This window comes from Salmonella sp. SAL04202 (genome assembly GCF_046550775.1).
Taxonomy (GTDB): domain Bacteria; phylum Pseudomonadota; class Gammaproteobacteria; order Enterobacterales; family Enterobacteriaceae; genus Salmonella; species Salmonella enterica.
In genome coordinates this window covers 1,957,776-1,972,133 of the sequence record NZ_JBGDXK010000001.1, presented here as the reverse complement: position 1 = coordinate 1,972,133, position 14,358 = coordinate 1,957,776, and the positions used below count along the sequence as shown (strand labels likewise).

13 protein-coding genes are annotated in these 14,358 nt (G+C 47.8%); 9 read left to right on the top strand and 4 right to left on the bottom strand.

Going from position 1 to position 14,358, the window contains the following annotated elements:
• Positions 1–29: 29 nt before the first annotated feature.
• Entirely contained in the window at positions 30–761 is a 732-nt protein-coding gene (mlrA, locus tag ACLJQJ_RS09915) for an HTH-type transcriptional regulator MlrA (RefSeq protein WP_001240418.1), read from the bottom strand.
• Between the two features lie 222 nt (positions 762–983).
• Here mlrA and ACLJQJ_RS09910 point away from each other — a divergent pair, with 222 nt between their 5' ends.
• Genes ACLJQJ_RS09910 through ACLJQJ_RS09900 form a run of 3 tightly spaced genes read left to right on the top strand, consistent with a single transcriptional unit; the run spans position 984 to position 3,899 of the window.
• Positions 984–2,669, top strand: coding sequence for a sensor histidine kinase (locus tag ACLJQJ_RS09910; protein ID WP_000272850.1), 1,686 nt, complete (start codon positions 984–986; stop codon positions 2,667–2,669).
• Entirely contained in the window at positions 2,666–3,385 is a 720-nt protein-coding gene (btsR, locus tag ACLJQJ_RS09905; RefSeq protein WP_000598637.1) for a two-component system response regulator BtsR, read from the top strand. The genes ACLJQJ_RS09910 and btsR overlap by 4 nt, the downstream gene beginning before the upstream one ends.
• Before the next feature lie 46 nt (positions 3,386–3,431).
• On the top strand, positions 3,432–3,899 hold the full coding sequence (locus ACLJQJ_RS09900) for a DUF1456 family protein (RefSeq protein ID WP_063809093.1): 468 nt from the start codon (positions 3,432–3,434) through the stop codon (positions 3,897–3,899).
• A 56-nt stretch (positions 3,900–3,955) separates the two neighbouring features.
• On the opposite strand, the gene ACLJQJ_RS09895 is transcribed toward ACLJQJ_RS09900, so the two are convergent.
• From ACLJQJ_RS09895 to metG, 3 genes are all read right to left on the bottom strand, one after another.
• Positions 3,956–4,486, bottom strand: coding sequence for a YehR family lipoprotein (locus ACLJQJ_RS09895; protein WP_063809094.1), 531 nt, complete (start codon positions 4,484–4,486; stop codon positions 3,956–3,958).
• A gap of 171 nt (positions 4,487–4,657) precedes the next feature.
• A complete protein-coding gene (locus ACLJQJ_RS09890) occupies positions 4,658–5,116 on the bottom strand; it encodes a YehR family lipoprotein (RefSeq protein WP_000703137.1) in 459 nt (152 codons plus the stop codon).
• Between the two features lie 240 nt (positions 5,117–5,356).
• Positions 5,357–7,390: a methionine--tRNA ligase gene (gene metG / locus ACLJQJ_RS09885; RefSeq protein ID WP_000195334.1), complete on the bottom strand. Its 2,034-nt coding sequence runs from the start codon at positions 7,388–7,390 to the stop codon at positions 5,357–5,359.
• Between the two features lie 164 nt (positions 7,391–7,554).
• On the opposite strand from metG, the gene apbC reads away from it, so the two are divergent.
• The 6 genes from apbC to ACLJQJ_RS09855 all read left to right on the top strand — a co-directional run bounded on the left by apbC (position 7,555) and on the right by ACLJQJ_RS09855 (position 14,297).
• Positions 7,555–8,664 carry an iron-sulfur cluster carrier protein ApbC gene (gene apbC / locus ACLJQJ_RS09880; RefSeq protein ID WP_001005424.1) on the top strand — a complete coding sequence of 370 codons (1,110 nt, stop codon included), beginning with the start codon at positions 7,555–7,557 and terminating at the stop codon, positions 8,662–8,664.
• A 277-nt stretch (positions 8,665–8,941) separates the two neighbouring features.
• A complete protein-coding gene (locus ACLJQJ_RS09875; protein ID WP_000760403.1) occupies positions 8,942–9,223 on the top strand; it encodes a DUF2574 family protein in 282 nt (93 codons plus the stop codon).
• Between the two features lie 278 nt (positions 9,224–9,501).
• Positions 9,502–10,032: a fimbrial protein YehD gene (yehD, locus tag ACLJQJ_RS09870; RefSeq protein WP_001523541.1), complete on the top strand. Its 531-nt coding sequence runs from the start codon at positions 9,502–9,504 to the stop codon at positions 10,030–10,032.
• A gap of 55 nt (positions 10,033–10,087) precedes the next feature.
• Complete coding sequence (gene stcB, locus ACLJQJ_RS09865; protein WP_000698775.1) at positions 10,088–10,771, top strand: fimbrial biogenesis chaperone StcB; 684 nt, start codon at positions 10,088–10,090, stop codon at positions 10,769–10,771.
• Between the two features lie 13 nt (positions 10,772–10,784).
• Entirely contained in the window at positions 10,785–13,274 is a 2,490-nt protein-coding gene (locus ACLJQJ_RS09860) for a fimbrial biogenesis outer membrane usher protein (RefSeq protein WP_063809095.1), read from the top strand.
• A 15-nt stretch (positions 13,275–13,289) separates the two neighbouring features.
• Positions 13,290–14,297, top strand: coding sequence for a putative fimbrial-like adhesin protein (locus ACLJQJ_RS09855; protein ID WP_000765280.1), 1,008 nt, complete (start codon positions 13,290–13,292; stop codon positions 14,295–14,297).
• Positions 14,298–14,358: the final 61 nt, after the last annotated feature.

Here is a 14,358-nt window from a genome sequence, read left to right as displayed (position 1 = left end):
TACATTAAAGCGAATTTGTTAGCTGCTGTTTAAACGCCAAGGGGATGAATGTCGCGTCCCTGGGCGCGCCAGGCCAAAAGTTGCTGCTGCTGCGCCAGCGTCTGGTTTTCTCCGCACCATACCAGTAACGTCTTGCCGTCAAACAGTTCCGGACGGAACTGGCTAAGCGAGTGCGCCAGCACGTCGATTCGCCATCCCTGTTGGCTGGCGACCCAACCTTCCAGCCACAGGCGGGTGGTATCATGGATATTCCAGCCGATCACCAACGCATCTTTTCCCTGTTTCTTACGCGCAGACGCCAGGCAGAGCGCAATATAGTTGATCAGGATACCGTCAAGAATGCCGAGCAGCGCCTGAAGGGCGGGTTGTTGGCACTGTAATCGTCGCCGCAGCGGGACGAACAGGTTAGTGGTCAATGTTTGGGCTGGATAATCCTGACCGCGTTCTTTGACCCATAACCGTAAACTGTGCAGATTACTGCTTTGCAGATAGTGCAGCAGGATCTCCTGCTGTTCGCGCCAGCCGTTAGGTTGTTCGCTACTGTCGCTACTGAGCAGCACTTTGACTTTGCTGACCTGAACGCCGTTATCTATCCAGCGCTTGATTTCGCGGATTCTGTCGATATCGGCATCGTTAAACAGACGATGACCGCCATCCGTTCGCTGTGGTTTTAAAAGTCCATAACGTCTCTGCCACGCGCGCAACGTGACAGGATTGATATCACAAAGCAAAGCCACTTCACCAATTGTGTAAAGCGCCATCGTTTCACCCTTGCTCGCGAGGTCCCGGTTTAACTTTAGACGCTCTTTTAGGAACCAGGAAGTTTTGCCTGTTTTTTATGCATTAAAACGCGAAGTAGCGGGTTGCGGCGCGGCGTTTAAGTGATCGTATTCACGAATTCATATTTTTATGCAACAGTTCAAAGAAAGTTAATCGTACTCAATGTATGTTACGCGCTTTTAATTGAAGTGTGGTTTGCGGGTATGTACGAGTTTAATCTGGTGTTGCTGCTGCTTCAGCAGATGTGCGTGTTTCTGGTCATTGCGTGGCTAATGAGTAAAACGCGCCTGTTCATCCCGCTTATGCAGGTCACGGTTCGTCTGCCGCACAAGCTTCTGTGTTACGTCACGTTTTCTATCTTCTGCATTATGGGCACTTATTTTGGGCTGCATATCGAAGATTCGATTGCCAATACCCGCGCGATTGGCGCGGTGATGGGCGGCCTACTCGGCGGGCCGGTCGTCGGCGGGCTGGTCGGCCTGACCGGTGGGTTACATCGGTATTCTATGGGCGGCATGACGGCGCTGAGCTGTATGATTTCCACCATCGTCGAAGGGCTGCTGGGCGGGTTGGTACACAGCGTTCTCATACGTCGCGGACGCCCGGACAAAGTGTTTAGCCCGCTGACGGCGGGAGCAATTACGTGTGTTGCCGAACTGGTGCAGATGCTGATTATTTTATTGATAGCCAGGCCGTTTGACGATGCCCTGCATCTGGTCAGTAATATTGCCGCGCCGATGATGGTGACGAATACCGTTGGCGCCGCGCTGTTCATGCGTATTTTGCTCGATAAGCGCGCCATGTTCGAAAAATATACTTCGGCATTTTCTGCTACCGCGCTGAAGGTCGCCGCGTCAACGGAGGGGATTTTGCGTCAGGGATTTAACGAAGTGAACAGTATGAAGGTGGCGCAGGTGTTATATCAGGAGCTGGATATCGGCGCCGTCGCCATCACCGATCGCGAAAAACTGCTGGCTTTTACTGGTATTGGCGACGATCACCATCTACCAGGCAAACCCATTTCATCAGGTTATACGCTGAAAGCAATTGAAACCGGAGAGGTGGTTTATGCCGATGGCAACGAAGTGCCGTACCGCTGTTCGCTACACCCGCAGTGTAAACTCGGTTCGACGCTGGTGATTCCGCTGCGTGGCGAAAATCAGCGAGTCATGGGCACCATTAAATTGTACGAAGCGAAAAACAGACTGTTCAGCTCAATTAACCGCACCCTGGGAGAGGGTATTGCGCAGCTTTTATCCGCGCAGATCCTGGCCGGACAGTATGAACGGCAGAAGGCGTTGCTGACGCAGTCAGAGATCAAGCTGTTGCACGCGCAGGTGAATCCGCATTTTCTGTTTAATGCACTCAATACCATTAAAGCGGTGATTCGCCGCGACAGCGAACAGGCCAGCCAACTGGTGCAGTACTTGTCGACCTTTTTTCGCAAAAATTTAAAACGCCCGTCGGAAATCGTCACGCTGGCGGATGAAATTGAACACGTGAACGCTTATCTGCAAATTGAAAAAGCGCGCTTTCAGTCGCGTCTGCAGGTACAGCTTGATGTTCCATCGACGCTTTCACGTCAGAAATTGCCTGCGTTTACGTTACAGCCGATTGTTGAGAACGCCATTAAACATGGCACGTCGCAACTGCTTGATACCGGCAACGTCGCTATTCGCGCCCGGCGCGAAGGGCAGCATTTGATGTTAGATATTGAAGATAATGCGGGACTGTATCAGCCTTCCGCCGGCAGTAGCGGGCTGGGGATGAGTCTGGTGGATAAACGTCTGCGCGAACACTTTGGCGATGATTATGGTATTAGCGTGGCCTGCGAGCCGGACTGTTTTACCCGAATTACATTACGACTTCCACTGGAGGAGGACGCATGATTAAAGTGCTGATTGTGGATGATGAGCCGTTAGCGCGGGAAAATCTGCGGATTTTGCTCCAGGGGCAGGATGACATTGAGATTGTGGGAGAGTGCGCGAACGCGGTAGAAGCGATTGGCGCGGTACATAAGCTGCGACCTGATGTGCTGTTTCTGGATATTCAGATGCCGCGTATCAGTGGACTGGAGATGGTAGGAATGCTTGACCCGGAACACCGCCCGTATATCGTTTTTTTAACCGCGTTTGACGAATACGCCATCAAAGCCTTTGAAGAACACGCTTTTGATTATCTGCTCAAGCCGATAGAGGAGAAACGGCTGGAAAAAACGTTACATCGTCTGCGTCAGGAGCGCAGTAAACAGGATGTTTCGTTGCTGCCGGAAAACCAGCAGGCGCTTAAATTCATTCCCTGTACCGGACACAGCCGGATCTATTTGTTGCAAATGGATGATGTCGCCTTTGTCAGTAGCCGTATGAGCGGCGTTTATGTGACCAGCAGTGAAGGTAAAGAGGGGTTTACCGAGCTGACGCTGCGCACGCTGGAAAGCCGGACGCCGCTACTGCGTTGTCATCGTCAGTTTCTGGTGAATATGGCCCATTTGCAGGAAATTCGGCTGGAGGATAATGGGCAGGCAGAGCTGATTTTACGCAACGGTCTGACGGTGCCGGTAAGCCGTCGCTATCTGAAAAGTTTAAAAGAGGCGATTGGCCTGTAAAAGACTGTTAGAATATCGTTTTGCCATAGAAACGACCGAAGGCCTCATGCTGAGTAACGATATTCTGCGTAGCGTGCGCTACATTTTAAAAGCTAATAATACCGATCTGGCGCGTATCCTGGCGCTGGGTAACGTTGATGCTACGCCGGAGCAGATAGCAATCTGGTTGCGCAAAGAAGAGGAAGAGGGGTTTCAGCGTTGCCCGGATATCGTGTTGTCCTCATTTCTCAATGGCCTCATTTATGAAAAACGCGGCAAAGATGAGGCGGCGCCTGCATTGACGGCGGAACGTCGTATCAACAACAATATTGTGCTGAAAAAGCTGCGTATCGCCTTTTCGCTAAAAACAGATGATATCCTGGCGATACTTACCGGTCAGTTGTTTCGTGTCTCAATGCCAGAGATCACCGCGATGATGCGCGTGCCGGATCATAAGAACTTCCGCGAATGCGGCGATCAGTTTATGCGTTATTTTCTGCGCGGTCTGGCGGCCCGTGAACACGCGGCGAAGTAATTCTGCGGTATTGTTCCCGGCAGCGTCCTGTCTGACCGGGAAAACGCATTATTATACTAATTGATTCTATGATACCCGCTCTCTTCCAACAGTTTCTGCGAGCGAATCATTGACAGATAGTGCGCGGAACAGTTGTCAATTGATGATCCTGGCAATTTACAGAGGTCGCTCATTTTTGCCTGGGTAAAATCAATATGCACATATTCCGTAGCATAGCTATCATAATAGTCGATTCGCTCAGTCAAACCCGGTATACCCTGATAAGCTTCGCCGACTTGACTCAGCATTTTTTGTGCTTCTTCTTTATTATTGGCTTTCAGGGTGTTATAAAGTATTTTATGTTCAGATATTTGACGTAAAACGATATCCCCTTTGTAGTAATAGGTTAACTTGATTTCAATACCGTTGAGATTACCCACATAGCGTTGTGTTTCCTCTGACTCTTTGTTAGCGGCTATCTTCTTGATAAACGCTGTCATGTTATTTTGCTTTCCCTGGGGAGTATCGTTTTTCTGATCGCAGCCAGTTATGCTAACCGATAAAGAGAGCGCGAATAGTGGCAGTGCCATAAGGCGTAGAACCCGCATAACAATTCCTTGTCGTTAAGTATTGGTGTGGCCAGGAATTCAGGGATTATAGGCTTTGGCGAGGGGACTTACAGCGAGGCTGTCTTTTTTCGGAATTCATAAAGAAAAGACGCTGCCGAAGCAGCGCCCTGAGCGACTTTACCAGTCGATGCAATACATTATGCCTGCCAGTTATTTCGCTTCTTTAAAACCAGCAGCTTCCAGCAGCGTCTGGGTTTGTTTCATGCTGATACCTTTGCTGGTATCGCCAGACACCATCGTCCCTGAGATTTGCTGTAACGCTTTAAAGTCCACTTTTTCCATATCCACAGAGACGTTTTCCTGGGCATAGGTATCTTCATAGGTTAATTTTTCTTCCACTCCGGCGATATTTTTATATTTCGCGCTCAGCGGATCGAGAATTTTGGCGGCATCTTCTTTCGTTTTAGCGCCTACAGTGGCATAGCTGATTTTACTTTCAGACGTCTGCTTAATGATTTTGTCACCTTTATAGGTGTAAGTAATTGAAATTTCTGTCCCCGCCAGGTTTGCGTTAAAGGTCTTTGATTCTTCTTTATCGCCACAGCCAGCAAGAGAGAACACCAGTACGGAAGCCAAAGCCGCGGACAATAACTTGCCAGAAATTTTCATCTAAAACTCCATTTTATATAATGATTGGGCTTTTAAAATAATTTCAATGAATTAATTTAACCCAGTAATAGCAATGTATCAGGGAGAGATAGAATATGACTTTTAGCCGTTATTTAGCAGTCCGGATATGGAGTCTTAGCGCTATTGCTTATTAAGGAAAAAGTTAAAACACGCGGATAGGGTGATATGCCAGTCAGGATTAAGCGGTTAAAAAAGCCGGAGCATGCTCCGGCTTGTTGCTTATTTCACCTGTTGGCCAGGCTTCGCGCCGTCATCAGGGCTTAACAGGAAGATATCTTTCCCGCCAGGTCCTGCGGCCATCACCATTCCCTCGGAGACGCCAAAGCGCATTTTACGCGGCGCGAGGTTGGCGACCATTACCGTCTGGCGGCCAATCAGCGCCTGCGGGTCCGGGTAGGCGGAACGAATGCCGGAGAAGACGTTACGCTTCTCGCCGCCCAGATCCAGCGTCAGGCGCAGCAATTTGTCAGAACCGTCTACGAACTCAGCGTTTTCAATCAATGCTACGCGCAGGTCAATTTTGGCGAAATCGTCAAAGGTGATGGTTTCCTGAATCGGGAAGTCGGCTAACGGGCCGGTAACCGGCGCGGCTGCGGCTTTCACCTCTTCTTTAGACGCTTCAACCAGCGCTTCAACTTGCTTCATGTCGATGCGATTGTAGAGCGCCTTAAAGGTGTTGACCTTGTGACCGAGCAACGGCTGTTCGATGGCATCCCAGTTCAGTTCGCTGTTCAGGAAGGCTTCAACGCGTTCAGAAAGCGTCGGCAGTACCGGTTTCAGATACGTCATCAACACGCGGAACAGGTTGATGCCCATTGAGCAAATGGCCTGCAGGTCCGCGTCGCGGCCTTCCTGTTTAGCCACCACCCACGGCGCTTGCTCGTCAACATAACGGTTAGCGACGTCGGCCAGCGCCATAATCTCACGGATAGCTTTGCCGAATTCACGACTTTCCCATGCTTCGCCAATCACCGCAGCGGCGTCAGTAAAGGTTTTATACAATTGCGGATCGGCCAGTTCAGCCGCCAGCACGCCGTCGAAACGCTTATTGATAAAACCGGCGTTACGGGATGCCAGGTTAACTACTTTATTGACGATATCGGCATTGACGCGCTGGACAAAGTCTTCCAGGTTCAGGTCGATGTCATCAATGCGTGAAGAGAGCTTCGCGGTGTAGTAGTAGCGCAGGCTGTCGGCGTCAAAGTGTTTCAGCCAGGTGCTGGCCTTAATAAAGGTGCCGCGAGACTTAGACATCTTCGCGCCGTTCACCGTCACGTAGCCGTGAACGAACAGGTTGGTCGGCTTACGGAAGTGGCTGCCTTCCAGCATGGCAGGCCAGAACAGGCTGTGGAAATAGACGATGTCTTTGCCGATAAAGTGGTACAGCTCGGCGTCGGAGTCTTTTTTCCAGTACTCATCAAAACTGGTCGTGTCACCGCGCTTATCGCACAGATTTTTGAAGGAGCCCATATAGCCAATCGGCGCGTCCAGCCAGACGTAGAAATATTTGCCCGGCGCGTTCGGGATTTCGAAACCAAAATACGGCGCGTCGCGGGAGATGTCCCACTGCTGGAGGCCGGATTCAAACCACTCCTGCATTTTGTTCGCCACCTGCTCCTGCAGCGCGCCGCTGCGGGTCCACGCCTGCAACATTTCGCTGAATGACGGCAGGTCAAAGAAAAAGTGCTCGGAGTCACGCATTACCGGCGTCGCGCCGGACACCACGGATTTCGGTTCGATAAGTTCGGTCGGGCTGTAGGTCGCGCCGCACACTTCACAGTTATCGCCGTACTGGTCTGCGGATTTACATTTCGGGCAGGTGCCTTTCACAAATCGGTCCGGCAGGAACATGCCTTTTTCCGGATCGTAGAGTTGAGAGATAGTGCGGTTCTTAATAAAACCGTTCTCTTTCAGGCGCGTATAAATCAGCTCGGACAGCTCGCGATTCTCGTCGCTGTGCGTTGAGTGGTAGTTGTCGTAGCTAATATTAAAACCGGCGAAATCGGTCTGGTGCTCCTGGCTCATTTCACCGATCATTTGCTCCGGCGTAATACCAAGCTGCTGCGCTTTCAGCATGATCGGCGTGCCATGAGCGTCATCGGCACAGATGAAGTTAACCTCATGGCCGCGCATTCGCTGGTAACGGACCCAGACATCAGCCTGGATGTGCTCCAGCATATGGCCGAGGTGGATAGAGCCGTTGGCGTACGGCAGCGCGCACGTTACCAGAATTTTCTTCGCGACTTGAGTCATAGTGGGTATTACTTCTTCTGTTGTAAAAAAGGGCTTTGATAGTACCAAAATGGTAATTACTGCGCCAATCGATAAGGGCATTTATCCGTAAATGAATAATTGTTACCGCTGGAGTAAACTACAAAGTTACAATCGTACTTTTCAGAACTACAAAAGGAGTCGGGATGAACGAACAATCCCAGGCCAAATCACCAGATACCCTGCGAGCGATGGTCGCCGGGACGCTGGCGAATTTTCAGCACCCAACCCTGAAGCATAACCTCACCACGCTTAAGGCGTTGCACCACGTCGCCTGGATGGATGATACGCTGCACGTTGAGCTGGTCATGCCGTTCGTCTGGAACAGCGCGTTTGAGGTATTAAAAGAGCAATGCAGCGCCGATCTGTTACGTATTACGGGCGCAAAAGCGATCGACTGGAAACTGTCGTACAACATTGCGACGCTGAAACGCGTCAAAAATCAGCCTGGCATTAATGGCGTGAAAAACATCATTGCCGTGAGCTCCGGTAAAGGCGGGGTGGGTAAATCGTCCACGGCGGTAAACCTGGCGCTGGCGTTAGCGGCTGAAGGCGCAAAGGTCGGGGTTCTCGATGCCGATATTTACGGTCCGTCGATCCCAACCATGCTTGGCGCAGAAGATCAGCGCCCGACATCGCCAGACGGTACGCATATGGCGCCGATTATGTCTCACGGCCTGGCGACCAACTCGATCGGCTATCTGGTGACTGACGATAACGCGATGGTATGGCGCGGCCCAATGGCCAGTAAGGCGCTGATGCAGATGTTGCAGGAGACGCTGTGGCCGGATCTGGATTATCTGGTACTGGATATGCCGCCGGGAACCGGGGATATTCAGCTAACGCTGGCGCAGAACATTCCTGTTACCGGCGCGGTGGTGGTGACTACGCCGCAGGATATCGCGCTAATCGACGCCAAAAAAGGTATCGTGATGTTCGAGAAGGTGGAAGTGCCGGTGCTCGGCATTGTGGAAAATATGAGTATGCATATTTGTAGCAACTGCGGCCATCACGAACCGATCTTCGGCACGGGCGGCGCGCAGAAGCTGGCGGAAAAATACCATACTCAGCTTCTGGGTCAGATGCCGCTGCATATTAGTCTGCGTGAAGATCTCGATCGCGGTACGCCGACGGTGGTTAGCCGTCCGGAGAGCGAGTTTACCGCGATCTATCGCGAACTGGCCGATCGCGTTGCGGCACAGCTTTACTGGCAGGGTGAAGTGATTCCGGGAGAAATCGCCTTCCGCGCGGTGTAATCCTCCTGACGTATTCCAAAGAGAATATGACATTCACTGCATTAATATATATTGATGCAGTGAATGTATTAATAAAATAATAGCCCCCGCATTGTTAATTCCTGCTTAAACAGACAGGTGTTTATCTGAAATAATCGGCAAAAACATTATTTGAATTGATCATACCTATCCTACTGATTTATTTTTTCAATTGGTTTTAAGGTATCGATACGTTCATACTGCTCATCAGGACGGCCTGCATACTGTTTGACGTTCACCAGAGGAACAATTGCTCACTATGAAAAAATATTTGCTGATGGGAATTATAGTTTCGGCTTATGGGATAAGCGTACCCGTTTTTGCCTCCGACACCGCAACATTAACCATCAGTGGAAAAGTGACCGCGCCAACGTGCAGTACAGAAGTGGTAAACGCGCAGTTGCAGCAGCGTTGCGGCAACACTATCCACGTTTCAACGCTGCAAACACCCGCCGCTACGCCGATGAGAGGTGTGACAACGCAGCTATACACGGTGCCTGGTGATAGCACCCGACAGATTATTGTTAATCATTACGACTAATTCTTATTAATTCCGCAGGCCCATATCATTGATATCAATGATATGGGCTTTTTTATTTGTTGTGTTTATATTTAAGGGCAGTAAATTTCGGAAATTAATAAGTTTACAAAATAATGATAAGCAATGATTATTTGTTGCAATTATATTGCAATCTGTAAATTGTTTTAAATCAACAAAACATCGTGTTTACATTGCGATAACTTCCTGTCTATGAGAATTTTCGTTGCAAGGGTTAATAACTCTTAACAAATAGAAATTACTTCATTAAGGAAGAGATTATGAAACGTTCACTTATTGCTGCTTCTGTATTGTCTGCTGTATTTATGAGCGCTGGGGCTTTTGCTGTTGATGAGTATGATTCAGGCGTTCTGAATATTAACGGAAAGGTGGTTGGTACTACCTGTCAATTTTTGGGTACGAACACCGCTGAAATTAGACTGAATGAAATTGGTGCGGATAAAATAATTAATTTAACCCCGGGTCAGATTTATGACGCAGTAACTAATCAAACTCAGATGCCGTTGAAAATAAAATGTCAACAGGGTGTAGCGCCGCGTATTACCTTCTCTTCAACGCAATTTGACAGCCACGATATCACATTTAATAACGGGTCTGCCAAAGGTGTCGGTTTTGCGGTTTACTACGGAAGTACGGATAATCAGATTGATCCAGAGACGGGGGTGACACTAGCTCCAAATAGCAGCGGTGAATACGACCTGACTTTTTTAGCACGCTATGCGCGTTTAGACGGTGATGTTGCTTCTGGTGATGTTAGCTCAACACTGACTTTAACGGTTGTTACTGACTAATTTATTCAACCGGCGGCGTTCGTCGCCGGTTTTTTATAAGCAAGGCCGTGTAAATATGAAAATATTATCTGCAGTATTATTATCTGCCATAATTTTGCCTGCGCATGCTGGTATTGTTATTTATGGTACGCGTGTGATTTACCCGGCAGAGAAGAAAGAAGTCGTTGTACAATTGGTGAATCAGGGCGAGCAAGCTTCGCTGGTACAGTCCTGGATTGATGACGGTAACACTTCATTACCGCCAGAAAAAATTCAGGTGCCATTTATGCTGACGCCGCCAGTGGCGCGCGTTGCCGCTGAGTCTGGTCAGCAGATCAAAATCAAGAAAATGCCTAATAGCTTACCGGACAACAAAGAAAGTCTGTTTTATCTGAATGTGCTTGATATTCCACCAAACAGCCAGGAAAACGCCGGTAAAAATGTGCTTAAATTCGCAATGCAGAATCGAATAAAATTAATATGGCGCCCCAGTCGAATTGCCGCCGTAACCAAAGACAGTTTTCAGAGGATTGGTTTATTTCGCAGTAATAAAACTGTCATCATGAAAAATGATACTGCAAACTGGATTACCGTGACGGATGTAAAAGCAGGAAATACTAAGATTAATGATCAAACTATCATGCTGCCACCGCTATCGACGCAAAATATTAACATGAAATATGCGTCAACAAGCCAGTATGAAGTAACGATTATTGATGATAATGGTAACTATATTAGTAGCAAAATTAATGTAAAATAAACAGGAGTTCATCATGCTAAGGATGACGCCCATCGCTTCGCTTGTTTTATTGACTCTGTTTACCTGGCAAACGCAGGCTATCGCGACGGAAACGTTTGATACCCATTTTATGGTGGGGGGAATGAGAGATCAAAAAATAACAAATTTCCATCTGGATGAGAATAATCCAATTCCGGGACAGTACGAATTGGATATTTATGTCAACAATCAATGGCGAGGTAAATACGATATCATTGTTGCCGATGATCCCGGTAGCACGTGTATTTCAACTGAGTTGTTGAAAAATATTGGTGTGATAAGCGATGGTCTGCAACCGCAGGGAGCAACGGATTGTATTGCGTTAAAAGATGTCGTGAGAAGCGGTGGCTATACTTTTAATATTGGCGTTTTTCGGCTGGATTTGAGCGTTCCCCAGGCCTATGTAAATGAGGTCGAGGCGGGTTATGTATTGCCTGAAAACTGGGATCGCGGCATCAATGCATTTTATACTTCTTACTATGCCAGCCAGTATTACAGTGACTATAAGAATTCTGGCAGTAGTGAAAGTACTTACGTTCGGTTCAATAGCGGTTTCAATCTGTTGGGCTGGCAAGCGCATGCGGATACCACATTTAATAAAACCGATGGCAGCAGCGGTGAGTGGAAAAGCAACACATTGTATCTGGAGCGCGGTATCGCTGAGCTCCTCGGCACATTACGCGCCGGGGATCAGTATACCTCGTCAGAGATTTTTGATTCTGTGAGATTTACCGGCGTTCGCCTGTTCCGCGATATGCAAATGTTGCCAAACTCGAAACAGAATTTTACGCCGTTGGTGCAGGGGATTGCACAGACTAACGCTTTGGTAACCATCGAACAGAACGGATTCGTTGTTTATCAGAAAGAGGTTCCTCCTGGCCCCTTTTCCATTGCGGATCTGCAACTCGCGGGCGGTGGCGCTGATCTTGATGTCACCGTGCGTGAGGCGGATGGTTCGATAAATACCTGGCTGGTGCCTTACGCTTCCGTACCGAACATGTTGCAGCCTGGCGTCTCTAAGTATGATTTTTCCGCCGGCCGTAGTCATATTGAAGGCGCCGATAATCAGGCCGATTTTACACAAATCAGTTATCAGTATGGCCTTAATAACCTGTTGACGCTTTATGGCGGTACGATGCTATCGAACCATTATAATGCGTTTACCCTCGGCACGGGGTGGAATACCCGGATTGGCGCCATTTCGCTTGACGCTACGCGAGCGCACAGTAAACAGGATAATGGCGATGTATTTGATGGTCAGAGTTATCAGATTGCTTATAATAAATACCTGACCCAAACATTAACCCGGTTTGGTCTGGCTGCGTATCGGTATTCATCACAGGATTACCGCACATTTAACGATCATGTCTGGGCCAATAATAAAAATAACTATCGTCGCGATAAGAATGATGTATACGATATTGCTGATTATTATCAAAACGATTTTGGGCGTAAAAATACGTTTTCAGCTAATGTGAGCCAATCCTTGCCAGAAGGATGGGGCGCAGTATCACTGAGTGCATTATGGCGTGATTACTGGGGACGTAGCGGCACCAGTAAAGATTATCAAATAAGCTATTCCAATACGTTCCAGAAAATTAATTATACGTTATCCGCCAGTCAGACTTACGACGAGGATCATAATGAAGATAAACGTTTTAACCTGTTTATTTCAATTCCCTTTGACTGGGGGGACGGTATTACTACCCCGCGGCGTCATCTGAATGTGTCGAACTCGACGACCTTTGATGATGATGGATTTACCTCAAACAATATTGGTTTAACCGGTACGGCAGGCAGTCGCGATCAATTTAATTACGGCGTGAATGTTAGTCATCAGCGACACGATAGTGAGACCACTGCGGGGACGAATTTAACCTGGAATACGCCCGTTGCAACGCTTAATGGTAGTTACAGCCAGTCGTCCAATTATACTCAGACCGGCGGAAGTATTTCCGGTGGGGTTGTAGCCTGGAGTGGCGGGTTGAATTTATCCAGCCGGCTTTCAGATACCTTTGCGATTATGCAGGCTCCGGGACTTGAAGGAGCCTACGTTAACGGCCAAAAATATCGGACCACCAATAAAAAAGGAACGGTGGTTTATGACAACCTTACGCCATATCGCGAAAACCATCTTATGCTTGATGTGTCGCAAAGTAGCAGTGAAACGGAATTACGCGGTAACCGTAAAGTTGCCGCCCCGTACCGAGGGGCCGTCGTGCTAGTGAATTTTGATACCGACCAGCGTAAACCATGGTTTATTAAAGCGCAGCGTCCTGATGGCTCGCCTCTTATTTTTGGTTATGATGTAGTAGATCATCATGGTCATAATGTGGGCATTGTTGGACAAGGTAGTCAGCTATTTATTCGAACGAATGATATTCCGCCCGAAGTTAGTGTACCAGTAGATAAAGAGCAGGGGCTTTCATGTTCAATCACCTTTGGTAAAACGGTTGATGAAAGTAAAGTTTATATTTGTCGGTAGTGGTGAGGTGGTGAAATGAAACTCTTTCTTTTTATCGTGATGTTATTGATTTTACCTGAAACATACGCAGCCTGTACGGGAGAAATTACTTATCAGGATAATTTAATTATTCGTGAGGATTTTACGATTAACCCTAATCAGTCCGCAACTTATAGCCATAATTTTAACGATACAACTTGTTCAGGGACTTATAAGATAACGCGTATGGATCCTTCCGATATCATCGTGGGATTATACAATGATACAGTAAAACTGAAGTTAAAAATCGCCTGGGCAGATAATAATACTCTCACAATGCCGTTTACAACGGGCTATACGGTAACGGTTGAACCCGCTTCCTCTGGGGCGAATGTAAATATTTCTGCCGGTAGTGGCAACAGTGTCCTAATCAACGGGGTGGTATCAATAACAAGCGCTTCTTCTGCAACTCAGTTTACGGCCAGTTTGCGGTTTTTAGGGTGCCTGCTAGCAGGAAGAGGCTGGAATGCCTGTGCCGCAGATTATAATAGTTATCTTAGAGGTGCAGGGTTATATTCATTTGATCTGTTTGTGTCCTACGATCGCAAGCAGACAACCTGCAAACCTGAAGATCTGACGATCACGCTACCGAATATTGCGCTTTCTGAATTATATAACACAGGCAAGGTCAGCAACAAAAATGCCGCGGATAATATTCGACTCCAGTGTGATAATCTTTTTGGTAATGCTAAACAAACATCGCGTAAAATGACGGTTTATCTCTCCAGCAGTGATTTAATACCAGATAGCTATTCTGTGTTGCGTGGTGCTGTGAATAATGGCGTCGGATTTATACTGGAGAGCGGTGGAAAAACGGTGAATATTTCAAATACAGCAGAGCAGGGTAATGCTTCAACGTTATGGAAAGTGGATCAAGTAGGCACGCCGCTCAACAGTGATATGATAACAATCCCTATTATCGCCAGTTATTATGTTTATGACCGAGACAATATAAAGCCGGGCGATCTAAAAGCGACTGCACTGATCTATGTGAAATACGATTAATATATATGAAAAATATTTAAGATATATGGCGCGATAGGTGAATGAACTCCCGGTCACTTAC

Coding starts and splice junctions, on each gene's coding strand:
- mlrA (WP_001240418.1), bottom strand. CDS start 761: ATGGCGCTTTACACAATTGGTGAAGTGGCTTTGCTTTGTGATATCAAT.
- ACLJQJ_RS09910 (WP_000272850.1), top strand. CDS start 984: ATGTACGAGTTTAATCTGGTGTTGCTGCTGCTTCAGCAGATGTGCGTG.
- btsR (WP_000598637.1), top strand. CDS start 2,666: ATGATTAAAGTGCTGATTGTGGATGATGAGCCGTTAGCGCGGGAAAAT.
- ACLJQJ_RS09900 (WP_063809093.1), top strand. CDS start 3,432: ATGCTGAGTAACGATATTCTGCGTAGCGTGCGCTACATTTTAAAAGCT.
- ACLJQJ_RS09895 (WP_063809094.1), bottom strand. CDS start 4,486: ATGCGGGTTCTACGCCTTATGGCACTGCCACTATTCGCGCTCTCTTTA.
- ACLJQJ_RS09890 (WP_000703137.1), bottom strand. CDS start 5,116: ATGAAAATTTCTGGCAAGTTATTGTCCGCGGCTTTGGCTTCCGTACTG.
- metG (WP_000195334.1), bottom strand. CDS start 7,390: ATGACTCAAGTCGCGAAGAAAATTCTGGTAACGTGCGCGCTGCCGTAC.
- apbC (WP_001005424.1), top strand. CDS start 7,555: ATGAACGAACAATCCCAGGCCAAATCACCAGATACCCTGCGAGCGATG.
- ACLJQJ_RS09875 (WP_000760403.1), top strand. CDS start 8,942: ATGAAAAAATATTTGCTGATGGGAATTATAGTTTCGGCTTATGGGATA.
- yehD (WP_001523541.1), top strand. CDS start 9,502: ATGAAACGTTCACTTATTGCTGCTTCTGTATTGTCTGCTGTATTTATG.
- stcB (WP_000698775.1), top strand. CDS start 10,088: ATGAAAATATTATCTGCAGTATTATTATCTGCCATAATTTTGCCTGCG.
- ACLJQJ_RS09860 (WP_063809095.1), top strand. CDS start 10,785: ATGCTAAGGATGACGCCCATCGCTTCGCTTGTTTTATTGACTCTGTTT.
- ACLJQJ_RS09855 (WP_000765280.1), top strand. CDS start 13,290: ATGAAACTCTTTCTTTTTATCGTGATGTTATTGATTTTACCTGAAACA.